The 23,228-nt window shown below is 72.2% G+C and carries 18 protein-coding genes; 11 read left to right on the top strand and 7 right to left on the bottom strand.

All coding sequences use genetic code 11. The features are described 5' to 3' along the window. Positions 1-13: 13 nt before the first annotated feature. On the bottom strand, positions 14-1,006 hold the full coding sequence (gene dhaK / locus EAO70_RS06380; protein WP_148002037.1) for a dihydroxyacetone kinase subunit DhaK: 993 nt from the start codon (positions 1,004-1,006) through the stop codon (positions 14-16). 409 nt (positions 1,007-1,415) lie between these two features. Between dhaK and EAO70_RS37680 the strand changes: the two genes are divergently transcribed. The 4 genes from EAO70_RS37680 to EAO70_RS06365 all read left to right on the top strand — a co-directional run bounded on the left by EAO70_RS37680 (position 1,416) and on the right by EAO70_RS06365 (position 8,682). Continuing rightward, entirely contained in the window at positions 1,416-1,571 is a 156-nt protein-coding gene (locus tag EAO70_RS37680) for a hypothetical protein (protein ID WP_187283759.1), read from the top strand. Positions 1,572-1,780: 209 nt separating this feature from the next. Beyond that, entirely contained in the window at positions 1,781-6,574 is a 4,794-nt protein-coding gene (locus tag EAO70_RS06375) for a DUF6531 domain-containing protein (protein ID WP_148002036.1), read from the top strand. 22 nt (positions 6,575-6,596) lie between these two features. Continuing rightward, positions 6,597-7,145: an SMI1/KNR4 family protein gene (locus EAO70_RS06370; protein ID WP_148002035.1), complete on the top strand. Its 549-nt coding sequence runs from the start codon at positions 6,597-6,599 to the stop codon at positions 7,143-7,145. Positions 7,146-8,031: 886 nt separating this feature from the next. Further along, positions 8,032-8,682: a fasciclin domain-containing protein gene (locus tag EAO70_RS06365; RefSeq protein WP_148002034.1), complete on the top strand. Its 651-nt coding sequence runs from the start codon at positions 8,032-8,034 to the stop codon at positions 8,680-8,682. A 222-nt stretch (positions 8,683-8,904) separates the two neighbouring features. Here EAO70_RS06365 and EAO70_RS06360 read toward each other — a convergent pair whose 3' ends face one another. The 3 genes from EAO70_RS06360 to EAO70_RS06350 form a co-directional block, all read right to left on the bottom strand. Beyond that, a complete protein-coding gene (locus tag EAO70_RS06360; protein WP_148002033.1) occupies positions 8,905-9,819 on the bottom strand; it encodes an SDR family oxidoreductase in 915 nt (304 codons plus the stop codon). 64 nt (positions 9,820-9,883) lie between these two features. Continuing rightward, entirely contained in the window at positions 9,884-10,390 is a 507-nt protein-coding gene (locus EAO70_RS06355) for a DUF4383 domain-containing protein (RefSeq protein WP_148002032.1), read from the bottom strand. 86 nt (positions 10,391-10,476) lie between these two features. Then, positions 10,477-10,986 (bottom strand): MarR family winged helix-turn-helix transcriptional regulator, encoded by a 510-nt coding sequence (locus tag EAO70_RS06350; RefSeq protein WP_148002031.1) that lies wholly within the window; start codon positions 10,984-10,986, stop codon positions 10,477-10,479. A 99-nt stretch (positions 10,987-11,085) separates the two neighbouring features. Between EAO70_RS06350 and EAO70_RS06345 the strand changes: the two genes are divergently transcribed. After that, entirely contained in the window at positions 11,086-13,218 is a 2,133-nt protein-coding gene (locus EAO70_RS06345) for an MMPL family transporter (RefSeq protein ID WP_148002030.1), read from the top strand. Positions 13,219-13,319: 101 nt separating this feature from the next. Here EAO70_RS06345 and EAO70_RS06340 read toward each other — a convergent pair whose 3' ends face one another. Continuing rightward, on the bottom strand, positions 13,320-13,703 hold the full coding sequence (locus tag EAO70_RS06340) for a DUF6479 family protein (RefSeq protein ID WP_148002029.1): 384 nt from the start codon (positions 13,701-13,703) through the stop codon (positions 13,320-13,322). A 332-nt stretch (positions 13,704-14,035) separates the two neighbouring features. On the opposite strand from EAO70_RS06340, the gene EAO70_RS06335 reads away from it, so the two are divergent. Beyond that, a complete protein-coding gene (locus EAO70_RS06335) occupies positions 14,036-14,656 on the top strand; it encodes an RNA polymerase sigma factor (protein WP_187283758.1) in 621 nt (206 codons plus the stop codon). Here EAO70_RS06335 and EAO70_RS06330 read toward each other — a convergent pair. Further along, complete coding sequence (locus EAO70_RS06330; RefSeq protein WP_148002027.1) at positions 14,586-16,013, bottom strand: glycosyltransferase; 1,428 nt, start codon at positions 16,011-16,013, stop codon at positions 14,586-14,588. The two genes, EAO70_RS06335 and EAO70_RS06330, sit on opposite strands and share 71 nt — an antisense overlap. Before the next feature lie 426 nt (positions 16,014-16,439). Here EAO70_RS06330 and EAO70_RS06325 point away from each other — a divergent pair, with 426 nt between their 5' ends. From EAO70_RS06325 to EAO70_RS06310, 4 genes are all read left to right on the top strand, one after another. Next, a complete protein-coding gene (locus EAO70_RS06325) occupies positions 16,440-16,628 on the top strand; it encodes a hypothetical protein (RefSeq protein WP_148002026.1) in 189 nt (62 codons plus the stop codon). Positions 16,629-17,100: 472 nt separating this feature from the next. Beyond that, positions 17,101-19,047, top strand: a complete 1,947-nt coding sequence (locus EAO70_RS06320) for an ABC transporter ATP-binding protein (protein ID WP_148002025.1) — start codon at positions 17,101-17,103, stop codon at positions 19,045-19,047. Then, the gene (locus tag EAO70_RS06315) at positions 19,044-20,864 is read left to right on the top strand and encodes an ATP-binding cassette domain-containing protein (RefSeq protein ID WP_148002024.1); all 1,821 of its coding nucleotides are present in this window, start codon (positions 19,044-19,046) and stop codon (positions 20,862-20,864) included. The genes EAO70_RS06320 and EAO70_RS06315 overlap by 4 nt, the downstream gene beginning before the upstream one ends. A 57-nt stretch (positions 20,865-20,921) precedes the next feature. Continuing rightward, positions 20,922-21,923 (top strand): proline racemase family protein, encoded by a 1,002-nt coding sequence (locus tag EAO70_RS06310; RefSeq protein ID WP_148002023.1) that lies wholly within the window; start codon positions 20,922-20,924, stop codon positions 21,921-21,923. Between the two features lie 417 nt (positions 21,924-22,340). Here EAO70_RS06310 and EAO70_RS06305 read toward each other — a convergent pair whose 3' ends face one another. After that, the gene (locus tag EAO70_RS06305) at positions 22,341-22,523 is read right to left on the bottom strand and encodes a hypothetical protein (RefSeq protein WP_148002022.1); all 183 of its coding nucleotides are present in this window, start codon (positions 22,521-22,523) and stop codon (positions 22,341-22,343) included. 118 nt (positions 22,524-22,641) lie between these two features. On the opposite strand from EAO70_RS06305, the gene panD reads away from it, so the two are divergent. Further along, the gene (gene panD / locus EAO70_RS06300) at positions 22,642-23,082 is read left to right on the top strand and encodes an aspartate 1-decarboxylase (RefSeq protein WP_148002021.1); all 441 of its coding nucleotides are present in this window, start codon (positions 22,642-22,644) and stop codon (positions 23,080-23,082) included. Positions 23,083-23,228 lie beyond the last annotated feature (146 nt).

Below are 23,228 nucleotides of genomic sequence, written 5' to 3'. Positions count from 1 at the left end.
TCCCTCGTCCGTCTCACCGGCCCCAGCGCAGCGCGGGTGTCGCCACGGGGGCGTCCCAGAGGCGCAGGAGTTCCTCGTCCACCTCGCACAGGGTGACCGAGCAGCCGGCCATGTCGAGGGAGGTGACGTAGTTCCCGACGAGGGTCCGGGCGACCGGCACCCCGCGTTCGCCCAGGACGCGCTGGACCTCGGCGTTGAACCCGTACAGCTCCAGGAGCGGGGTCGCGCCCATGCCGTTGACCAGGGCGATGACGGGACCCGAGGGGCGGAGGTCCTCGACGACGGCGTCGACGGCGAAGTCGGCGATCTCGCGGGAGGTCATCATGGGGCGCCGCTCGCGACCGGGTTCGCCGTGGATCCCGATGCCCAACTCCAGCTCGCCCGCGGGGAGGTCGAAGGTGGGACCGCCCTTGGCGGGGGTCGTGCAGGCGCTGAGGGCGACCCCGAAGGAGCGGGAGCGCTCGTTGACCCGGCGCGCGATCGCCTCCACGTGCTCCAGGGGCGCGCCCTCCTCGGCGGCGGCCCCGGCGATCTTCTCGACGAAGAGGGTGCCGCCGGTGCCGCGTCGGCCGGCCGTGTAGAGGCTGTCCGTGACGGCGACGTCGTCGTCGACGAGGACCTTGGCGACCTGGATGCCCTCGTCCTCGGCGAGTTCGGCGGCCATCTCGAAGTTCAGCACGTCACCGGTGTAGTTCTTGACCACGAACAGCACCCCGGCGCCGCTGTCGACGGCGGCGGCGGCCCGCACCATCTGGTCGGGCACGGGGGAGGTGAACACCTCACCGGGACAGGCGGCGGCCAGCATCCCGGGCCCCACGAACCCCCCGTGCAGCGGCTCGTGCCCGGACCCCCCGCCGGACACCAGCGCGACCTTCCCGTCCACGGGCGCGTCCCGCCGCACCACGACCCGCCGCTCGACGTCGACGGTGAGCTCGGGATGAGCGGCGGCCATCCCCCGCAACGCGTCGGCGACGACGGTCTCGGGCACGTTGATGAGCATCCTCACGGGTACCTCCTGGTGAGCTGAGCAGGCATGTGACTGAGCTGTTGATCCTGTCGGTTCCACGACACCCGGGGGCCGGTTTCGCGCGCTACGTGACGCTGACCGGGTGCTCTTTGCATCTGTGCATGATGGGCCAAGTATCGGCGCGAGGACGCGGCCGCGCACCGGTGCGTCGGCGTAGGTCTGCGGATCACCCCCGCTCGCGCGGGGACCACTCGGCGGGCTCGACTTCCATGCGCCGGTGGGGACGGTGCTGACGACATCGCCTCCGCCGGCTGGCCCCTGAAACGTTCGGGTCGAGGGATAGCCGGAGCGCTTGTGTGCTGGCCCGCTAGAGACGCGGCGGCGAAGCTGGAGCGCAGAATACTGCGCGATCTTCGCCAGGTGGCACGAACCCCATGAGGTGGGGACGGTGAAGCCGGAGATCCACCCGGCCCAGGGCGGGGTCGATGCCCTTTGCGACGAGCCGGCCGTCCTGTTGGTGCTGTATCGGCAGACGCCGGACGATGCGGAGCGGCTGCTGGGCGGACTGCGCACTGACGCCTGGGCTCGCTACCGGTCGAGGTGATTCCTTCGCGGTCATCCGTTCCTGTGAGGACGGATCCGTGTGCGAGCCGGAGCCGCTCAACGGATCGCAGCCTCCGAATGGAGCGCTGCCACACTCCCGAACGGCCAACCGGAAAGCGTGGTCACCGCGTTGATCCTGCACACTCCCCCGTGACACAGTGTTCGCACTCGCGTTCTGCGAACGGATATACGTACGGGGGCTCTTCGACCATGGCTGTGACGGTGCCGGACTGGGCGGACACGCTGCTGGATCTGGTGGGGGTGAACTGGCCGAACGTCGACGAGGACGCGTACCGCGACATGGCGGACGCGTTGCGGGAGTTCGCTGACGACCTCGCCGACGACGGGCAGCTCGCCAACAACCACATGGAGCGTCTGCTGTCGTCGGGGCACGGCGAGGCGATGGACGCGCTCAACGAGCACTGGTCCAAGGTCAAGGGCAAGCATCTCAAGGACATGGTCTCCGCGGCCCGGACGATCGCGGGCGCGCTGGACCTTGCGGCGGGCGCGATCGAGGGCATGAAGTGGAAGGCGGTCGCGGAGCTCGGGGTGCTGGCCGGGCAGACCGGACTCGCCATGGCGCTCATCCCGGTGACCGGTGGTCTGTCCGCGCTGCTCGGCGCGGGAGCGATCGCGTTCACGAAGAAGCAGTTGCTGAAGCTGATCACGCAGGCGATGGAGGAGGCCGTCGGCCACATCGTCTCCGTGATGACCGAGCCGGTCGTCGCCGCGTTGGAGGACATGGCGGCGGACCTGGTCGTCCAGGTGAGCATGGACGCGCTGGGCGTGCAGAACGGTGTGAACCTCGACCAGACGAGGCAGGCCGGCAAGGACGGCTTCGACCAGGGCGTGCAGGGCGCCAAGGAGGGCCTCAACCTCGCCTCCGCCGGAAGCGGCGGCGGTCACGGCGGAAGCGGCGGTGGCAGCGGCCCCGGCGGCAAGGGCTTCCACATCGAGCACGACGAGCACGACCAGGCCGGCACGAGGCTCAACGGTGTCAGCGTCGGGATCCACGGCAAGACCGCGGGCAAGCTGACCAAGGCCAAGGGGCACCAGGGCCGTAACAAGGGCCGGGACGACATCGCCGACGCCCTCGACCCCGTCATCGAGAAGGCCATGGGCGCCCTCGTGAAGTCCGCGAAGACCATGGGCGACCACATCGGCGAGACCCTGCCCAGGACCGTCAAGCAGATCTCCAAGGACCACAAGAACAACGACGAGGACACCGCCGCCCGCCTCGCCCGCCAGCGCAAGAGCCAGGAGGACGCGAAGGACGGCGCCTCGGGCTCCGGCGGCCGCCGTCGCGACGACGGCGTCCGCACCCGGCCCAACGCCCTGCGCAACGCCCGCGGAGACGCCCAGCGCAACAGCATCCCGCTGAACAGGACGCACTGTGAAGGCGACCCGATCGACGTGGCGACGGGAGAGATGATCCTGGCGCAGACCGACCTGGACCTGCCGGGTGTTCTTCCCCTGACCCTACGCCGGGTCCACCTCTCTCAGTACCGCTACGGCCAGTGGTTCGGACGCAGTTGGGCCTCAACCCTGGACGAGCGACTCGAGGTCGACCCGACGGGGGGCGGGCTCGTGTGGGCCCGGGAGGACGGCAGCCTCCTGGTCTATCCCCGGGTCCCTGCCGCCGGCGACGATCCTGTCCTGCCCGTCGAGGGCCCGCGTCTGGCGTTGTCCCACAGCGAGGAGGCGGACACCCGGACGACGTACCGCGTCACCGATCCCGACACCGGGCTCGCCCGGTACTTCACCGGCAGTCCCTACGCGGTCTCCACCGCGTACTGGTTGTCTGAGATGGAGGACCGCCACGGCAACGGAGTCACCATCGCCCGCCGCCCGGACGGCTCGCCGAGCGTCATCACCCACGACGGCGGCTACCAGGTTCAGTCGGCCACCGACGGCAGCCGGATCACGGAGCTCTCGCTCCGCACCCCGACGGGTCCCGTCACCGTGCTGTCCTACGGCTACGACGAGCACGGCGACCTCGCCCGGGTCACCAACTCCTCAGGCCTGCCGTCGCTGTTCGCCTACGACGGCGACGCCCGGATCACCTCGTGGACGGACCGCAACGACAGCAGCTTCCGCTACGTGTACGACTCCGCCGGGCGCGTGGTCGAGACGGTCGGCCCCGACGGCATCATGTCCGCGACCCTGTCCTACGACCACGCCGACGCGTCCGACAGGGTCACCCGCTACACCGACTCCACCGGGGCGACCACCGCGTTCCGGTTCGACGCCCGATACCGGCTCGTCGCATGGACCGACGCCCTCGGCCACACCAGCACGACCGCGTACGACGAGCACGACCGAGTCGTATCCGCCTCCGACCCGCTCGGGGCGACCGTGCGCATCACATACGACGACGACGGACGCCCCACGAGCGTCCTGCGGCCCGACGGGCGTACAACCAGCGTCTCGTACAACGCACTCGGCCTACCCGCCACCGTGACCGAGCCGAACGGCGCGACCTGGCACCACCGGTACGACGAGCACGGGAACCGCACCGTGCTGACCGACCCCGCGGGCGCCCACACCACCTACACCTTCAACGGACGGGGCGCCATCACAGCCGTCACCGATCCCGTCGGCAACATGGTGACCATCGACCGCGATCGGGCCGGGCTGGCCACCGCGCTGACGGACCCCACCGGGGCAGTCACCCGGTGCGCCTACGACGCGTTCGGCCGGCCCGTGGAGCTTGCCGACCCGCTCGGGGGAGCCACACTCCTGACCTGGTCCGTCGAAGGCTCTCTGACCTCACGCACGACCGCCGCCGGCGCCGCCGAGCAGTGGACGTACGACGGCGAGGGCAACTGCGTGCGGTACACGGACCCGTCGGGACGGACCACTGCGTACACGTACACCCATTTCGACCTGCCGACCGGGATCAGGAACCCGGACGGCACGCACATCGGCTTCCGCCACGACACCGAGCGGCGACTGGTCGCGACCACCGACGCCCGCGGGCTGACCTGGGGCTACACCTACGACGCGGCCGGCCGGCTGGTCGCCGAAACGGACTACGACGGCAGCACCACCTTCTACGCCTACGACGCGGCGGGCATGCTCACCGGACGCACCAACGCGATGGGGCAGACCACCGGCTACCGCTACGACAGCGTCGGCAACCTGGTCGAGAAGGATGTCGCCGGTCACGTCGTCCACTACGCACACGACGCCGACGGACGCCTCCTGCGGGCCGAGTCGCCCGAGTCCGTCCTGGAGTACGCCTACGACGTCGTCGGACGCGTCGTCGCCGAGACCGTCGACGGCCGGACGGTGGCCACCACCTGCGACGCCGCGGGCCGCCGGCTCACCCGTACCACGCCCTCCGGGACCGTGACCCGGCAGTCCTACGGTGAGGCCGGCCACCGCGACGCGCTTACCGTCGCCGGACGGACCCTGCGATTCACCCACAATGCCGTCGGCCGCGAGACCACCCGGACTCTCGGGGACGTGTTCCGCCTCGCCCACACCTGGAACCCCACCGGCCGATTGGAGGCCCAGGTCCTCACCCCGTCCGCACCCGAGCCTCAGGAGGACACCGCGGCCTCGGCCGACCGCCGCAGGGAACGCCACTACAGCTGGGACCAGGACGGACGACTGCTCGCCGTCACCGGCTCCCGGGCCACACGGCGCACCTTCTCGCTCGACGGCGCCGGGCGCGTCACTGCCGCCGAGGGGCCCGGGTGGCAGGAGAGCTACGCATACGACGAGACGGGCGACCAGCGCCATGCCTCCTGGCCCGCGGGCATGCCCGGGGCGGAGGCCACCGGCGAGCGGCGGTACGACGGCAGCCGCCTCGTCGGCGCCGGGTCGGTGCGCTACGAGTACGACGCCCAGGGCCGCGTGGTGCTGCGTCGGAAGACCCGGCTCTCACGCAAGCCGGACACCTGGTGCTACACCTGGGACGCGGAGGACCGGCTCAGGGCCGTCACCACCCCCGACGGGGTCCGCTGGCGCTACCGTTACGACCCGCTGGGCCGCCGCGTGGCCAAGGAGCGGCTGGCTGCCGACGGCATCTCCGTGGCCGAGGAGACGCTGTTCTCGTGGGACGGCAGCACCTTGGTGGAGCAGACCACACGGGGGCCGGACTCCGCCGAGGCGGTCCACCTGACCTGGGAGCACGACGGCTATCGGCCACTGCTCCAGGTCGAGAGCAAATCTGCCGCCGACTCCCCGCAGGACGTCGTCGAACAGCGGTTCTTCGCCATCGTGACGGATCTCGTCGGCACGCCGACCGAGATGGTCGACGAGACCGGGCACATCGCCTGGCACAGCCGCAGCACCGTCTGGGGCGTCACCGTGTGGAACCGCGACGCATCCGCGTACACACCGCTGCGCTTCCCGGGCCAGTACTACGACCCCGAGACCGGACTCCACCACAACTACTTCCGTCACTACGACCCCGAGACTGCGCGCTACCTCACGCTCGACCCGCTCGGGATCGACCCCGGCCCCAACCCCTTCGGCTACGTCGACAACCCGTTCACTCTCCAGGATCCGCTCGGGCTGACACCGTGTGACGAGTCCGACCCCACCTGGGGCGGACGGGTCCGGTTCAGCACCGGCCCGGGCGGCCGGTCCGGCACCATGCGGGCGAAGATAGAACCGGGCATGACGGGCGGCAAGACCAAGCCGCCGGCGAACGTCGTCGGATACCAGAAGTACAAGGGCTGGAACAAGACCCACCTGCTCGGCGCGCAGATCGGCGGCTCCAACAAGGACACCCGCAACTTCGTGGCCATGCACCGCAATGCCAACAGCCCGGTCATGAAGGCGATCGAGGACCAGATCCGGCACACCGTGGACAAGAACAACGAGACGATCGACTATACGGTGACCCCGATCTACCGGACCAACGACCCGACCGACCTGGTTCCGATCGGCCTGACCATCCACGCCACTGGAAACAAGGGGTTCCAGTTCACCCCCTACGAAGGCGCGGCCCCGACCAACCACATCACTATCCTGAACGTTCCCAAGCCCTGAGCACCCTCCCGGAGACACCCCGATGCACCCTGACGTGGAACAGCTCACTCACCTCGTCGCTCCGCCGGCGGAGCGACGGCCTCGGGCCTGGTCCGAGGTCGAGGCCCGGCTGGGGAGTGCCCTGCCGGAGGACTTCAAGGACCTCGTCGACACCTACGGTGGGGGCGTCTTCGACGAGACGATCTGGATCCTGGAGCCCGACTGTGCCGACTCCGACTACGACCTCCTCGCCATGAAGGCGGAGCGCGCGGAGGTGCTGGCCAGGCTGTGGGAGATCGGTCCCGAGCCCCGGCCCGAGCAGCTGGACGCCGACGGTGCCGGGCTGCTCCCCTTCGCGTACATCGAGGGGACCGGCGCCTACCTCTACTGGCTCACCAGTGAGGGCGTGCGCCCCGAGGAGTGGACGGTCCTGGCGAACGCGGGGCGTGGGCCGGAGTGGGAGTACCACCCCATGTCGGGAGTCCGGTTCCTCGTCTCCGTGCTCACCGGAGACCTCCACTCCGACATCCTCGACAACCTGCCGGTCGATGACCACACCTTCGATCCGAACGACGAGATCCTGGGCGGCTGAGCCGTTCCTCCTGGCATCCACCGGATACGCGGGGGCAAGCGGCCCGGGCGGGAGTCCGTCCTCCGCGTAGGTCCTGCCTCCGGCCGGCTCCCGGGTTCGTGTCCGGCGGCTGCCACCACGGCGTCGACGAGTGGTTCCGCGCGGATCTCTTTCAGCCGAGCGAGGCCTGCCGTCGACGGACCTCGACGTAGCGGATGCCGGGGCGGGAAGAGGTCCCCTGCGGCGGCCGGCAGGAAGTCCTGATCATTCTGCTGCGCTGCCCGCTGCCGCTGTTTCTCGTCGCGGCCGCCTGGCTCAGCCTGTTCACCGCCTACGGCGCCGCCGCACTCCTCTTCCGGCTCGTTGCCGGCAGTGCCGCGTTCATCGTGATGCCGCCGCTCTGCCTCGCTCGCTCAGATGCGGTCCGGAGCCCGACCGCGCCGGTGCCGCCTCGTTCTGACGGCAACCACGAGAAACGTTCTCACTCTTTCCAAGGCCGGACCAATCCGTTGGGCGGGGGCCGCCGAATGCCGGGTGTGAACAAGCTTCCGCAGCAGACTCGTCCGCGCCGCACCCGGCGCCCTCGCCGGGCTTCTGGCCGCCTTCACGGCGCCGGCCGTTGCCGTGTCGGTGGTGCGACTGCTGCGGTCGGCGGCAGGGCCGGTGACAGTCGCGGGCGGCGCGGGGGTCGCCCGTACTCCGGCTCCGGTGAGGGACTTCGCGATCCGCGCCTTCGGGGAGAACGACAACACCGTCCCGCAACTCGCGATTCTCGCGAAGCTCGCCCTCATCGAACGTGACATCGCTCCGACGTGCCCGGTACCGCGATCAACCAGACCAGTCGAGCAGCCGCTTGAACACCCACGTGAACACCCGCGTAGAGAAACCCTTCAAGGAGCAGGCGATCATGAAGAGCAGCATGAAGATCCGTCGTACCGCCATCGCCGTCACCGCAGCGGCCCTGCTGCCCCTTTCCCTGGCCGCGTGCTCGGACTCCGACAGCGGCACCAAGGCCGCGCCGTCGAGCGCGGCGGACGACCAGGCGCAGACGAGCGCGGCGCCCACCGAAGACGCCATGACCGACGACCAGCCCTTCGGCCCGGCCTGCGCGGGCGTGCCGAAGGAGGGCGCGGGATCCTTCGACGGCATGGCCAAGGACCCGGTTGCCACCGCCGCGTCCAACAACCCGGCCCTGTCCACCCTGGTCGCCGCGGTGAAGCAGGCCGGGCTCGTCGACACCCTGAACAACGCTGACAACATCACCGTGTTCGCCCCGACCAACGACGCCTTCGCCAAGATCCCGAAGGCCGACCTCGACAAGGTTCTCGCGGACAAGGCCACCCTCACCAAGATCCTCACCTACCACGTCGTCGGCCAGAAGCTGACGCCGAAGCAGCTGGAGAACGGCTCCTTCGAGACCCTCCAGAAGGGCATGATCACCACCAAGGGCTCCGGCGAGAGCTACACCGTCAACGACACCTCCAAGGTCGTCTGCGGCAACGTCAAGACCGCCAACGCCAACGTCTACATCGTCGACACCGTCCTCATGCCGAAGTAACCCGTTCGCTCACAGCGCCAACGCCGGCCGGCCTCGTACCCCTTCCGCGAAGGAGGGGGTACGAGGCCGGTGTCATGACCGGCCGCACTCCGCCCCGCAAGCGTGGCGTGGCTCCTGGCGGTGGCGTGGACGAGGCTCGGCGCCGCCGTGCTTCGGACCCTGACGCTGGGGAGGGCGGAACCCGTCCTCGTCGTGGCGTCGCGTACCGGCCCGGCGATCTCCTCAGCGTCCCCGCAGGTTCCCGTCACCCTCCGCGGTGCGTCGGCCGAGTGAGGCCTCCTCGATGCGGCCGCCCCGGCCGAGCAGACCGGTCTGTTCGAAGGGGTGGGCGGCCATCAGGCGCGGCAGCTCCCGCCGTGACATCAGGTCGACGGCCAGCGGGAAGAACGGCCGTCCCAGCTGGGCGAGTCGCAGCCACGGCGGGGCGTAGACGGAGGCGGCGCGGCGGTCGATCCCGCGGGCGATCCAGCCGGAGACCCGGTCCACCGGATAGACGCGGCGGGCGGGCGCGGGCATGTGTCCGCGCAACTCCCGGAGCACGGCGTGCCGGTCGACGTCCCGGACCATGTCGGTGTCGGTCCAGTGCAGGTAAGCGACGCCGACGCCGACGCCCAGGTGGGCGACCTCGGCGCGGAGGGACCGCGCGAAGGCCTCCGCGCCGGCCTTCGACGCGCAGTAGGCGCTCATCATCGGGGCCGACCCGAAGGCCGCGGTCGAGGCCACCTGGAGGAAGTAGCCACGGGTGGCGCGCAGGCCGGGCAGATACGAGCGCGCGGTGATCGCGCTTCCCACCAGGTTGACATCGACGACGCGGCGCCAGGTCTCCGGGTCGGAGGTCTCGAAGGGTCCCCCCTCGGCGACCCCGGCGTTGGCGACGACGACCGACGGGGCGCCCAGATGCCGCTGCACGTCCTCGGCAGCGGCTCCCATCGCCACGTCGTCCGTCACGTCGACCTCCACCACAAGGGCCGGTGTGCGGAGCGTCTCGGCCACCGATTCCAGCGTCGAGGCCTCCCTGCCGAGGAGTGCGACGCGCATTCCCCGGTCGGAGAGCTGCCGCGCCAGGTCGGCGCCGAGGCCGCGGGCCGCCCCCGTGACCACCGCGGCGCGTCCGTCCAGTTTCCAGGAACCCGTCATGACCATCTCCCTTGCGGACGGGGGCCGTCCCGCGCCGGTGGCGCGGCGACCCCGGTCGTCGGTCTCATCGGCTCCGGCCGGGGTGCCGGACGCCGGGTTCCCGGGCGGCCCCCTCCGCATGCCGCTCGCGCCAGTACGGGTTGTCGTGGGACAACTTGCTCGACACCCGTCCGTACATCCCGAACGTCATCACGAGCAGGCCCATGACGAAGCTGAAGACCACGTTGGTCATGCCGAAGTCGAGGAAGTTCGCCGGCCGGTCGAGGACGAACAGGTGGTAGAACCCGCTGAGCAGGAAGAGCCCGCCCACCAGCATGTTCAGGTTGGACGCGACGTTGCCGCCCACGGCCGCACCCGCCAGCAGGGCGAGGCCCACCACGACCGAGATCACGCTGAGCGCGGTGTTGCTCGTCATGCCCGCGATGCGGTCCCCGGAGGTGTCGAAGGAGCTGAGGGCGTTCGCGAAGCCCAGACCGCCGAAGGTGAGCAGGATGCAACCGCACAGGGCCGCGCCCGCCCGGTACACCGTGGCCAGGTGATGGTCCACGGGGAGTTCCTCCTGGAGTTTCACGGCCTTCCTCCCGGAGTAGGTACGCCGGCTCGGGGTGAGCCTCACCCGTTCTTCGCCCGGTGACCCGGTTCGGATGCAGGAGGGGGTCAGGACCTCGCGTCCCGTGTCTCGTGTCCGGCAGCGTGTCCCGCGGCCAGCGCGGCGTTGAGCGTTCGCAGGAAGGTGGCGATCGTCGTCAGCTGCTCGCCGTCGAACCGGCCGCGCGCCGACTCCGTTGCGCGGGCAAGGGGGCCGAAGTACCGGCGGGCGAGGGCGCGCGCCTCGGGGTTGTAGACGAGGTGGACGACCCTGCGGTCGGCGCTGTCGCGGACGCGGCTCACCTGTCCGGAGCGCTCCAGCCGGTCGAGGCATGCGGTCACCGCGCCGGAGGTGAGGCGCAGTTCCTCCCGCAGGCGCGAGGGGGTCGCGGGGCCGTCAGGGCCCGCCGACAGGTCCATGATCGCGGCGAGCGCGTGGACGTCGGTGGCGTGCAGCCCGTGCGCGTGCGCGAAGTCCGACGCGCTGCGGTTCAGCTCGCGGTTGAGGGTGCGCAGCTGTACGGCGTAGGCGAACAGGTCGTCGGCCTGCTCGCTCGGGTCCGGAGACGATGCCTGCATACCTCAAGCATAGTGTTACTCAATCATTGAGATAGTTTATGGTCGAGATGGTTTTGCTGACCCACCCCGATTTTGCTCACCTGCCCCGTTAGGGAGTCGATGAACAGCGCGCGTCGACCGGTCCGATGGCTGGTCCCCCTCGTCCTGGTGGTTGTCTGGCTCGGCCTCGGAGGAGCCTTCGGCTCCTACGCGGGCAAGCTCGGCGAGGTATCCACCAACGACCAGGCCGCCTTCCTGCCCCAGAACGCCGAGTCCACCAAGGTGATCGAGCAGCAGAAGGCCTTCAACCAGCAGGAGACCATTCCTGCGATCGTGGTCTGGACGGCCGACGGCGGCGGCGCCGTCTCGCCGGCCCAGCAGAAGGCGGCGACCGCCGCCCTCCAGTCGCTCACGGACACGGAGGGCGTCGAGGGCCGGCCCTCGCCCGCCTTCCGGTCGGAGGACGGCGAGGCGCTGCAAGGCGTCGTACCGCTCGCACCCGACCTCGGCGAGGAACTCGGCGACGTCCTGGACGGGATCCGGGCCGCGGCGGAGAAGGTACCCGGCACCCAGGCCCAGCTCGCGGGCCCGGCCGCCACCCAGGGAGACCTCGGCGACGCCTTCGCGGGCATCGACGGAATCCTCCTCGGGGTGGCGCTGGCGGCGGTGCTGCTGATCCTGCTGCTCGTCTACCGGAGCATCCTGCTTCCGTTCCTGATCATCATCAGCTCCGTCTTCGCCCTCGGCGTCGCCAGCGCGATCGTCTACGTCCTCGCCGACCACGACGTGGTCCGGGTGGACGGCCAGGTCCAGGGCATCCTGTCCATCCTGGTGATCGGTGCGGCCACCGACTACGCGCTCCTGCTCACGGCCCGCTTCCGCGAGGAGCTCGCCGCCACCGGCGACCGCGCGGCGGCCGCCTGGGCCGCCACCCGCGGTTCGTTCGGGGCCATCACCGCCAGCGCCGCCACCGTCGCGCTCGGCCTCCTCGCCCTCCTCCTGAGCGATCTGACCAACAACAGGGCCCTCGGACCGGTCGGCGCGATCGGTGTGGTCTGCGCCGTCTTCACGACCCTCACGTTCCTTCCCGCTGTCCTCGCCCTGATGGGCAAGGCCGCGTTCTGGCCGGCCAAGCCGAGGTCGGCCGACGCGGAGGCCGGCGGCCACGGCATCTGGCGGCGCGTCGCGCACCGGGTCGACGCCCGTCCCCGGCAGCTGTGGATCGTGACCACCGCGATCCTCCTCGTCGCCGCGGCGTTCTTCCCGGCCCTCCAGTCCAAGGGCGTTCCGCTCGACGAGCTGTTCGTCAACGACGCCCCGTCCGTCGCCGCACAGCAGACCCTGGGCAAGCACTTCCCCGGCGGCTCCGGCCAGCCGGCGGTCGTCATCGCCGACGCCGACCGGCGCGACGCGGTGGTCAAGGCCGCCTCCGACACCCGCGGAGTGGCCCGCGCCGAGGTGGTCACCCGTACGCCCGGCGGAGAGCCGCTCGTCGTCGACGGCAAGGTCCGCATCGACGCGACCCTCACCGACTCCCCGGACAGCGACGCGGCCAAGGCGGCCGTCCAGGACCTCCGCGACGCCGTCCACGCCGTCGACGCGGACACCCTGGTGGGCGGCTACACGGCCCAGCAGTACGACACCCAGCGCACCGCCGAGCACGACAAGAACCTCATCATCCCCGTCGTCCTCGCGATCATCCTCGTGATCCTGATCCTGCTGCTCCGCTCCCTGCTCCTGCCCGTCCTGCTGGTCGCCACCGTGGGCCTCAACTACCTCGCGACCCTCGGCATCGCCGGGATCGTCTTCGAGCACGGGTTCGGCTTCTCGGGCACGGACGCCTCCGTCCCCCTGTACGGATTCGTCTTCCTGGTCGCCCTCGGCGTCGACTACAACATCTTCCTGATGTCCCGCGTCCGCGAGGAGACACTGAAGCTGGGCACCCGGCAGGGCATGCTCCGCGGGCTCATCGCCACCGGCGGAGTCATCACGTCGGCGGGCGTGGTGCTGGCCGCCACGTTCGCGGCGCTCATCGTCATCCCGCTGGCCTTCCTCGCCCAGATCGCCTTCATCGTCGCCTTCGGCGTACTGCTCGACACGATCGTGGTCCGCTCGCTCCTGGTCCCCGCCCTGGTCCGCGACATCGGGCCCGCCGTCTGGTGGCCGAGCAAGCTGTCCCGCGAGACCGACGACGAGCAGCCCGAACCCGTCACCACCCGGGGCGGGCAGACCGAGGGCAAGCAGCAGGACTGACACCGGCCGGTCGTCGTGCGCGGGGGAGTCGCCGCCGCCCCCGCACACGACGGCCGGGCCCCCGGGCCGGGGGTGGTACGCCGCTGCTCCGCCGCTGCCGCTCAGTCGCCGTGCCCCGTACCTCCGCTGCCGAAGCCGCCGCTGGAGATGCCGCGCCACTTGCGCTTCTCCTCGCTCTGCGGCTCGGTGTCGGCCTCACCGGAGTTCTTCAGGTTGTACGGCATCAGGCGGTGCTCGCCGTCGGTCCGCGGCATCTCCGTGGGCTTGCGGTACTCGGTCGCCTCGCCCGGCAGCGCGCCCGTGTCGGGGCGGTGCGGATGCGACGCGGGGTCGGGGGGCGGCAGCTCCTTGTTCTTCACCCTGATCCCGAACACGAAGGCGCCGATGAGGACGGCGACCACGATCAGGCCGCCGAGCACCTGGGCGAGACCGGACTGCCAGACACCGGCCGCCAGCACCGAGGTGTCGAGGATGTGCGCGTGCATGAGGCTGTCCCCTTCGTCGAGGTCGTCGAGTTTCAGCGAGTTCGTCGAGACCCGTTCCGGACACCGTGCGGAGATCCGGCGGCCGGCACCGCGCTCGGCGCCGACATCCCTCCTTCCGCCGACGGACCCGCGGCGGATGCGCGCCCCGCCCCGCCCGTCCCGGGGAACGGGCGCACCCCACCAACGGCCCAGCCCGTGTGGCGCCCACCGGGCACGCCGTGGTCCGCTGAACCGGCGGGCACCACTCGGCCGCGGCCTCGTCCCGAGGGACCCACTACGGCCGGCGGCGTCGCGCACCCGTTCCCTTTCCCCGGTTCATCCGGAGACGGCCCGTGTCCGAACGTCCGCCCGCGCCCGACTGCGGGTACTGCCGAGAACACACCCGGGAGGAGCCGCACGGCGACACCGTGCGGGACGCCTTCGACGCCATCTACGCGCACTGGTACCCGCAGGTGCTCCGCTGGGCCAGGCGCCGCTGCCCCGACGCGCACGAGGCCGAGGACGTCGTCCAGCAGGTGTTCACGGAGGCCTGGCTGCACTCGGCCCGGTACTGCCCCCGCCGCGGCGAACTGGGCCCCTGGCTCTACGGCATCACCGCCCACAAGGCGACCGACGCGAGGACCGCGTCCGTACGCCGGTACGAGGTGTTCCGGCGGCTCGCCCAGGGCCGCCCCGCCGAACCCGTGGACGACTGCGCCCGGGCGGTCGAACGGCTCGGCATCACCGGTGCCGCCGCGGCCCTGCCCGACGGGCGCCGCGAGATCCTCTTCCTCGCCCACTACCTGGATCTCACCCAGCCCGAGATCGCCCGCAGGCTCGGCCTGCCCCTGGGAACGGTGAAGAGCCACACCCGGCGCGCGCTGAAAGCGCTCGCCCAGCTCGTCACGGACCGGGACGAACCGGCGCCACGACCGGCTCCGCGACCGGGCCGGCGGTCGCGGACCCGGTTGTGACCCCCGCCATGGCCCGCATCAGGCTCCGGGCCATCCAGTCCGGCCCCCTGCGCCGCACCGCCCGCGCCCAGTGCGACAGGCCGGCGGGGGGTTCGGTGAGCAGCCGCCGCAGGGCCGTACCCATCTCGTACGGATCCGGGCGCGACGGATCGAGGGCGAGCCCGAGCCCCGCCCGCTCGGCGTCGTGCGCGATCGAGAACTGGTCGCTGGAGAAGGGCAGGATCAGCGCCGGGGTCGCGGACACGAGGCACTCGGTGAAGGAGTTGTTCCCGCCGTGGTGCACCATCGCATCCACCTGCGTCAGCAGCCACCGCTGCGGTACGACGTCCGCGACGTGCACGTCCGGCCCCGAAAGGCCCGCCAGCGCCGCCGCGCCGTCGCCCGCCGCGACCACCACCGCGCACCCCGGGACCCGGGCGCGCACCGCCCGGACGAGCAAAGCCAGTACGTCGGCGCGGGCCGAGAGGAAGGTGCCGAGGGCGATCAGCACCACGTGCCGGTGGGTCGCCCTCAGTCGGCGCACCACCCCTTCCCACTCGGGTCCGGGAGACGGCTCCCGGGCGGGGGAGCAGTGGCCGCCGTACAGGAAGCGGGTTTCGCTCCGCGGGTGCTCCGGAAGCCAGGGGAACCTCGGGTAGTTGAACACCACCGCGTGCCGTGACGCGAGGGCGAAGGCCCGCCCCGGCGGCCGGTCCGGTGCGTGGGTCCGGGCGACCTCCGCGAAGCGCCGGGTGAACGCCACGTCGTTGGCGCGGGCGGCCCGCCGCAGCTCGGCGAGACCGTCCTCGGTCGGGCGGATCGCCGGCGGCCAGGCGTACGGCACCCCGAACAGCGCCTCCGGCGCGTGGGGGACATACGTCGGATGGCCCGGGCAGAACGTCGCGAACGGCAGAGCGAGGCAGTGCAGGGCCAGGGTCACGGGGTAGCTCAGCTGGTCCACCACGTACCAGTCGGGTTCCCAGCGCTCCTGCACCGACCGGATCCCCCCAAGCACCTGATCCGGATCCGCCAGCATGTCCTCGCCGCGGTGGCGCGACTGGGTCAGCAGCGCGGCCACGGCCCCCTGCCGGGTGGACCCGAGGAACTCCTCCAGGCGCTCCGCCTCCCGGGCTCCCTGCCGGGTGCTCCGCGCGACTCCCGTGTTCGCGTTCCGCGTGACGGTCAGCGGGACGAACCGCACTCCCGCGGCCTCCGCGAGCGGGGCGAACGCGGGGGCGGTCACGAAGAGTACGTCGGCCCCCGCCTCCGCGAGCGAACGGGCCAGGACGGACAGCGGCTGCGCGTGCGACAGAAACGGCGGACTCACCACGGCGACCCGCGGCGCCCGTCCCGCGCGACCGCTCGGAGAGAGCTTCATGCCGGGTCTTTCGGCCGACGGGCACGCGATGGATGCACCTCGGGGGTGCGACGGGGGAGCGGGGGACGCCGGTCCCGGCGGGCCGGGCGCCGACGCGCGCCGATCGTCCGGCGGACCGGACGCCGAGGCGCCGCTGGTCCGGCCGGTACGCCGGGGTGGTACGCCCCCGGTTCCGCCGGCCGACCGCGGACGCATCGCGACCCCTGTGGGCCGGGCGCCGACGCGCGCCGRTGGTCCGGCCGGTYCGCCGGGATGCCAGGGCCCGCCGGCTCCGCAGGCCGGCCGCGGGCGCACCCCACCGGACCTGCGGGGGAGTCCCGGACGTATCCGCCCGCCCCGTCGGTACGTCTCCGGTCGCGTCCGGCCGTCCCGCGGGCCCACGCGCGTTTCCGGCTGCCGCTCCCCGCGCTGGAGAAGGAGTACGGGATGAGCACCCCGCTCGTCGACGAGTTGACCGGCCTCGGGCTCCCTCGACGGGAGACGCCCGACGGGCCGCTCTTCGACGAGAACGACATCGCCTCCCTCTCGCTCCACCTCCGACTCCCCTCCGACCGGCGCGCCGTGATGTCCGGCCCGCGCCCGACGAGCCGCGGCCGGTCGGCGCCGGAACGTTAGGTCGCTCCCCGACCGTGCGACAACCGGCGTTCGAACAGAGGCAGTCGGGGGTCGCCGGAGAGGCGGTCCGGGCTCGCCAGACAGGCTTGATTGGTATAGACATGTGTTCCGGTCGCCGTTGCCACTGTCGTCGCTGTCATGGTCGCGGCCGTCGTCGCCGGCCGACCGGGTCCGGAACGTGCGGCGACCGGTGACCGGCGACCGCTGACCCACCACGCGCGCGATCCGCGCCGGGCGCCACCAGCGGCCGCGCGGCGAACGACTTCGCACGGCCCCGGGGCGGGACGCCCGCAGTCGCTTCGGCCCCCTCCCGTTCACGTCACTCCCCATATCTCACCGCCTCGCCCCGTGCCGTCCGGCGCGACTCCGGCAGACCCACGAGAAAGGCCCCGCCGTGCCCGACGCGACCGCCCAGCCCCGGCGTTCGTTCCTTGCCCGCCGTCTTGGTCAGTGGCTGCCCATCCTCGGGCTCATGCCGGCGGCAGGCCGCACGACGGTCGCCGCGGTGGCCCTCCTCAACCTGCTCCTCGGCCTGCTGCCGCTGGGCTTCGCCGTCGGCATGGCCGCCACCCTCTCCCGCGTACCCGGCCTGCTCGGCGCCGGCGGCGGCAGCTGGGCGGAGGTCCTTGTCCCCTTCGGTCTCGGTGCTGCCGCCCTCGCCCTCCAGCAGATCCTCGCCCCCTTCCAGAAGTGGGCCGGGCTCCTGGTCTCCCGGCGGATCGACCTCCACTGCGCCGGACGGATGATGACGGCGTCGGCCGACCGGGTCCCCCTGCCGGTCCTGGAGGAGCCGGACGCCCTCGCCCTGCTCGGCGACGCCCGCGAGGCCCTCCAGAGTTCCCGGCTGACCCCCGGCGACGCCGTCGCCGGCGCCCTGGCGCTCGTCGCGCGCTACGGGCAGCTCGTCGGCGCGGTGGCCGTCCTGGCCTACGCCGTCGGGATCTGGCCGGCCCTGGTCGCCGGCGGCACCGCGCTGGTCATCCGTTTCGGACAGCGCGGCTCCCTCGGCAGGTTCGCCGGGATGTGGCGCGGGCTCGGTGCGCGCCGCCGGGAGCTGGCGTACCTGCGGAGCCTCGCCTCCGGGCCCGCGGCCGCGAAGGAATTGCGCGTCCTCTCCGCCTTCGACTGGCTGGTCCGGCGCCACGACGCCGAGAGCGACCGTTTCCTGGCGGTCCTCTGGAAGGAGCGGCGGCGCCTCCTCTTCGCCCCGTTCCTCTGGTTCACGGCCGCCGGGCTCGCGGGCGCGACCGTGCTCCTGCTGACGCTGACGGCCCGGGCCCTCGATGGCGCGATCGACCTCTTCGGGCTCGCGCTGGCCCTCCAGACGATCCTGGTCCCGATGCGCTTCGGGGTGTACTTCCCCGAGAGCGACGCCCAGACCCAGTTCGGCCTGCAGGCGTTCCACGCCTTGCGCGACTTCGAACGCCACACCGGCCAGGACGTCGGTCCGAAGCCGAAGCAGGAGCCGGAAGCAGTCCCCCGCGAGTCGGTCCCGCCCTCCGCACCCGCCGACGCGATCCGCTTCGAGGGTGTCGGATTCCGCTACCCGCACGGGTCCCGCACCGTCCTCGACGGCCTCGATCTCGAACTCCCCGCCGGTCGTTCCACCGCGATCGTCGGCGTCAACGGAGCCGGCAAGACCACCCTGATCAAACTGCTCACCGGCCTCTACCGGCCCACCGCCGGCCGGATCACCGTCGACGGCCGCGACCTGTGCGCCCTCGACACCGAGGAGTGGCGGGCCCGCCTCGCGGTGATCCTCCAGGACTACATCCGCTACGAGTCCACCGCCCGGTTCAACGTCCTCATGGGCGCGCCGGGCCGGGACGCGGAGCTGCCCGACTCCGCGCTGGAGGCGGCGCTGGGCCGGGCGGGGGCCCGGGAGCTGGTCGAGAGCCTGCCGGGCGGCCTCGACACCGTCCTCTCGCAGCGCTACCGGGGCGGCCAGGACCTGTCCGGCGGCCAGTGGCAGCGCATCGCCCTCGCCCGGGCGTTCTACGCGGTCGAGGCGGGCGCGCGCGTCCTCGTCCTGGACGAGCCCACCGCCCAGCTCGACGTTCGCGCCGAGGCCGCGCTGTTCGACCGGTTCCTGACCCTCACCCAGGGGCTCACCAGTGTCATCGTCTCCCACCGCTTCTCCACCGTGCGCCGCGCGGACCACATCGTCGTCCTGGACGGCGGCCTCGTCGCCGAGCGGGGCACCCACGAGGAGCTACTCGCCCTGGACGGCACCTACGCCCGGCTCTTCCGCCTCCAGGCGGCCCGCTTCGACGACACGGCGGCCCCCGCCCCGGCCTCCGTCCCGGAGTCCCGCGGAGACGCGGACGTCACTCCGCCCGCCTCTGCGTGCGGGGCCGCCCCCGACTCGGATCCCGACGCCGGCGACGCCGCGCGGCCGACCCTGGAGCCCTCCCGATGAGCCATCTTCCGTACGCCCTCCGATGGCTGGGCGGGCTCGCCCTCCGCGCCGGTGGACGCCGCCTCGGTGTCGCCGTGCTCCTCCTGCTGCTCGGCCACCTCGCCACCCCCGGCACCGCCCTCGCCCTGCGGGCCCTGACGGACGAGGCGCTGGCCGGTCACGGCGGGGCGGCGCTCGCGGCCGCCCTCGCCACCGCCGGGCTGCTCCTCGCGGAACTCATGCTCGGTCACTTCGCCCACCTCTCCTACTTCGAGGTCGGCGAGACGATGGAGAGCCGGCTCCACCGGGAACTCGCCGAGGTGTCGAACGGTGTTCCCGGCCTCGCCCACGCCGACCGGCCGGAGTTCGCCGACACGGTGACCCTGGTACGCGACGAACTCCCCGGCACCCGGGCCGCTCTGGAGGCCCTGCTCACCTTCCTGGGTCTCGCCGTGCAGGCTGCGGTCACCACGGTGCTGCTCGGCTCCGTCGACCCGTACCTCCTGCTGCTTCCGCTGGCCGCCGCCGTCCCCGTACTGCTGGGGCGGCGCGCCGAGGCGCTCACCGACGCCGCGAGGGAGGCGACCGCGGCACGTCTCCGGTACGGCCACCACCTCCTGGGCCTGGCCACCACCGCCCGTTCGGTGACCGAACTGCGGCTGCTCGGGGGCGGATCCGAAGTGGTGCGTGAGCACGCCGCGTCCTGGCAGGAGACCTCCCGGGTGCTGAGCCGCGCCGAGGCGAAGGCCGCCGCCCTGCGCGCCCTCGGCCAGCTCTGGTTCGCCGCGGCCTACGGCGGCGCCGTCCTGCTCGTGGTCGCCCGAGCCGCCGACGGTACAGCGGGGCTGGGCGACGTGGTGCTGGTGATCGCCCTCGCCGTCCAGGTCGCGACGCAGGTATCCGGCGCCGTGGCCCAGTCGGGCCTCCTCCGGGGAGCGGGCCGCACCGCACGCAGGCTGGACCGACTGCACGCCTGGTCCCGTGCGAGCGAGCCCCCGCCGACGGCCACCTTCAAGCCGCCCGCCTCCGCTCCCGCGCCCACCGGCGGCGCGCCCGGGCGCCTGGACCAAGGCATCCGTCTCGAAGGCGTCGGGTTCCGCTACCCCGGCGCCGACCGGCCCGCGCTCAGCGGTGTGGACCTGCTCATCCCGGCCGGCGCGACGCTCGCGCTGGTCGGTGAGAACGGCGCGGGCAAGAGCACCCTGGTCAAGCTGCTCTGCGGCCTCTACCAGCCCACCGAGGGCCGGATCCTCGTCGACGGCACCGACCTCCGCGAGCTGGCCCCGGGGGAGTGGAGCGCCCGGGTCGCGCCGCTCTTCCAGGACTTCGCCCGGGTGGAGCTGCTGCTCCGCGAGAGCGTCGGGATCGGCGTCGTCGACACGCTGGGAGAGGAGGGACCGGTGCGGTCCGCCCTCGCCGGGGCGGGCGCCGAGGGAGTCCTGGAGTCCGTGCCGGGCGGACTCGACGGACTGCTCGGGCGCGGCTACGGGGACGGCGCCGAACTCTCGGGCGGCCAGTGGCAGTCGATCGGTCTGGCACGCTGCCTGATCCGCCGCGACCCGCTCCTCATGATCCTCGACGAGCCCGCCGCAGCGCTCGACGCGGCGGCCGAGTACCGGCTCTTCCGCGGTTTCGACCGGACGGCGGAACCCGCCGCCCGCACCCGCGGCGCGGTCACCCTCTTCACCTCGCACCGCTTCTCCACGGTCCGCCGCGCCGACCTCATCGTCGTCCTGGAGAACGGCACCGTCCGCGAACGCGGCGGCCATGCCGAGCTGATGGCCCAGGACGGACCGTACCGCGAACTCTTCGAGCTGCAGGCCTGCGGCTACCACTGACCCCCTGACCCGGCCTCGCGCCGCCCGAACCGCTCCCGCCAGACCGGAGATCCGTCCATGCGCAGCCAACTCGTCCTGCACACCGTGGAGTCGCACACCGAGGGCATGCCCACCCGGGTGGTGACCGGCGGTGTGGCGCCGATCCCCGGTGCCACCATGGCCGAACGCCGTCAGTACTTCCTCTCCCACCTCGACCATCTGCGCACCCTGCTGATGTTCGAGCCGCGCGGCCACTCGGCCATGAGCGGGGCGATCCTCCAGCCGTCCACCCGGCCGGACGCGGACTGGGGCGTCCTCTTCATCGAGGTCTCCGGCTGCCTCCCGATGTGCGGGCACGGCGCCATCGGCGTGGCGACGGTGCTCGTCGAGACCGGCATGGTCCCGGTGACCGAACCCCGCACGGTCGTCCGCCTGGACACCCCGGCCGGCCTCGTCGTCGCCGACGTCGAGGTCGCCGAGGGGCGTGCCCGCGGTGTGACCCTGCGGAACGTCCCCTCCTACGTCGAGAGGCTCGACGCCGTGGTCGAGGTCGCCGGGCACGGCCGGGTACGGCTCGACCTGGCCTACGGCGGCAACTTCTACGCGATCCTCCCGATCGAGCGGGTCGGCCTGCCCTTCGACCGGGCGGCCGCACCCCGCATCCTCAGCGCCGGGGCCGCGATCATGGACGCCGTCAACGAGCAGCTGCGTCCCGTGCACCCCGAGTCGTCCGAGATCGCGGGCTGCCACCACGTCCAGTTCGTGGCGCCGGGCTCGACCGCCCGTCACTCCCGTCACGCCATGGCCATCCACCCCGGATGGTTCGACCGCTCCCCGTGCGGCACCGGCACCAGCGCCCGCCTGGCCCAGCTGCACGCCCGGGGCGAGTTGGACGTCGGTGACGTCCTGGTGAACGAGTCGTTCATCGGCAGCCGCTTCACCGCCGCCGTACGGGAACGGACGACGGTGGCGGGCCGGTCGGCGGTCGTACCGGCCGTCACGGGCCGTGCCTGGCTCACCGGCACGGCCCAGTACTTCCTCGACCCGACGGACCCCTTCCCGGCCGGCTTCCTGCTCTGACCTCTCCGACGCCCCACGATCTCGCGATCAGCGCGGCCGGCAGGCCTCGGGCGCTGCCCCCACCGTGGCGCCGGCGACCTTCCCAAGCGCCTTGTCCCGCCCGGTGGGATGGGGTGGTCCTGACGGAGGTCGGCGGACACCGACAAGGACCACCCCGACCGCCAGGTGCGGTTGAGCTTCCTGGGCCGACCGAGTCGATAGGGACCGCCCTGGGAGCGGCCGCACGACCGGAGTGCTTCGTGCGACCCGCCCCGCTTCTCGGTACGGCGACGGGGGCGGTGTGGACCGCCCCGTGCCCTCAGACCCACGAGGCGTCCGGACACGGACAGGGCGTCGGCCGGTGCGCCGGCGGCGGACCGTGTCGCCGTCGAAGGCGAGCCCGGCTTAAGTCGCCGAGAGGCAGCGCGCGGGGCGTCGTCACGGCGGTGAGGTGCCCTCCTCGCCCCAGGTCCAGGTCACTGTCCTGCCGTAGGTGTCGGTGCGGCTCAGGAGGGGGTCGCACCGGTCCCCGTCCTGGCTGGGTTGGGGACGGTTCTCCGGCGCGGTGAGCCGGGCTCCCGGCCCGGGGTCGCGGTACTCGGCGAAGCGCCGCTCCCGCACGGATGGTGTGACTGGAGCGATGTTTCTCACAAACATCGTCCGGTGCCTACCGGTGTAGAGTCGCGACCGCCCTTGACCTGCACAAAGCAGGCAGGGAGCCGTCTCAGAGGAGTTCACAGTGCTGCGTACTCTGTTCAAGTCCAAGATCCACCGGGCCACCGTGACCCAGGCCGACCTGCACTACGTCGGGTCCGTCACCGTCGACGTCGCGTTGATGGAGGCCGCCGACCTGCTGCCCGGTGAGCTCGTCCACATCGTCGACATCGACAACGGCGCCCGTCTGGAGACCTACGTCATCGAGGGCGAGCGCGGGTCCGGTGTCATCGGGATCAACGGTGCAGCCGCCCATCTGGTGCACCCCGGCGACCTCGTGATCCTCATCAGCTACGCGCAGGTCGACGACGCCGAGGCCCGTGCGTTCGTGCCGCGCGTCGTGCACGTCGACGCCGGCAACCGCATCGTGGAGCTGGGGGCCGACGCCTCCGCTCCCGTCCCCGGCAGCGACACCCTCCGTGCCCCGCACGCCGTGCCCGTGTCGTCGGTGTCCTTGCCCGGCTGACCGCGCCACGCCGCGGCCAAGGTCCGGCCGGCCCCCCCCGACGGTCGACCCGAAGGGTGGGGTCCGGCGGGCGCCCGGTCGTCCGCGGGGTCACCCTGGTGAGGGATGAACCGTCTACCGAGAGGTGGTCCGTGATGACCCAGCCG

The sequence above is a fragment of the Streptomyces sp. adm13(2018) genome (genome assembly GCF_008042145.1).
In the GTDB taxonomy this organism is placed as follows: domain Bacteria; phylum Actinomycetota; class Actinomycetes; order Streptomycetales; family Streptomycetaceae; genus Streptomyces.
This window is presented reverse-complemented; position numbering and strand designations above follow the sequence as displayed.

Bases quoted from the DNA above. Each gene is read 5' to 3' on its own strand.
- EAO70_RS06340 (WP_148002029.1), bottom strand. From the start codon at position 13,703: ATGCACGCGCACATCCTCGACACCTCGGTGCTGGCGGCCGGTGTCTGG.
- EAO70_RS06320 (WP_148002025.1), top strand. From the start codon at position 17,101: ATGCCGGCGGCAGGCCGCACGACGGTCGCCGCGGTGGCCCTCCTCAAC.
- EAO70_RS06310 (WP_148002023.1), top strand. From the start codon at position 20,922: ATGCGCAGCCAACTCGTCCTGCACACCGTGGAGTCGCACACCGAGGGC.
- EAO70_RS06330 (WP_148002027.1), bottom strand. From the start codon at position 16,013: ATGAAGCTCTCTCCGAGCGGTCGCGCGGGACGGGCGCCGCGGGTCGCC.
- EAO70_RS06365 (WP_148002034.1), top strand. From the start codon at position 8,032: ATGAAGAGCAGCATGAAGATCCGTCGTACCGCCATCGCCGTCACCGCA.
- EAO70_RS06370 (WP_148002035.1), top strand. From the start codon at position 6,597: ATGCACCCTGACGTGGAACAGCTCACTCACCTCGTCGCTCCGCCGGCG.
- EAO70_RS06315 (WP_148002024.1), top strand. From the start codon at position 19,044: ATGAGCCATCTTCCGTACGCCCTCCGATGGCTGGGCGGGCTCGCCCTC.
- EAO70_RS06375 (WP_148002036.1), top strand. From the start codon at position 1,781: ATGGCTGTGACGGTGCCGGACTGGGCGGACACGCTGCTGGATCTGGTG.
- EAO70_RS06325 (WP_148002026.1), top strand. From the start codon at position 16,440: ATGAGCACCCCGCTCGTCGACGAGTTGACCGGCCTCGGGCTCCCTCGA.
- EAO70_RS06360 (WP_148002033.1), bottom strand. From the start codon at position 9,819: ATGACGGGTTCCTGGAAACTGGACGGACGCGCCGCGGTGGTCACGGGG.
- EAO70_RS06345 (WP_148002030.1), top strand. From the start codon at position 11,086: ATGAACAGCGCGCGTCGACCGGTCCGATGGCTGGTCCCCCTCGTCCTG.
- EAO70_RS06350 (WP_148002031.1), bottom strand. From the start codon at position 10,986: ATGCAGGCATCGTCTCCGGACCCGAGCGAGCAGGCCGACGACCTGTTC.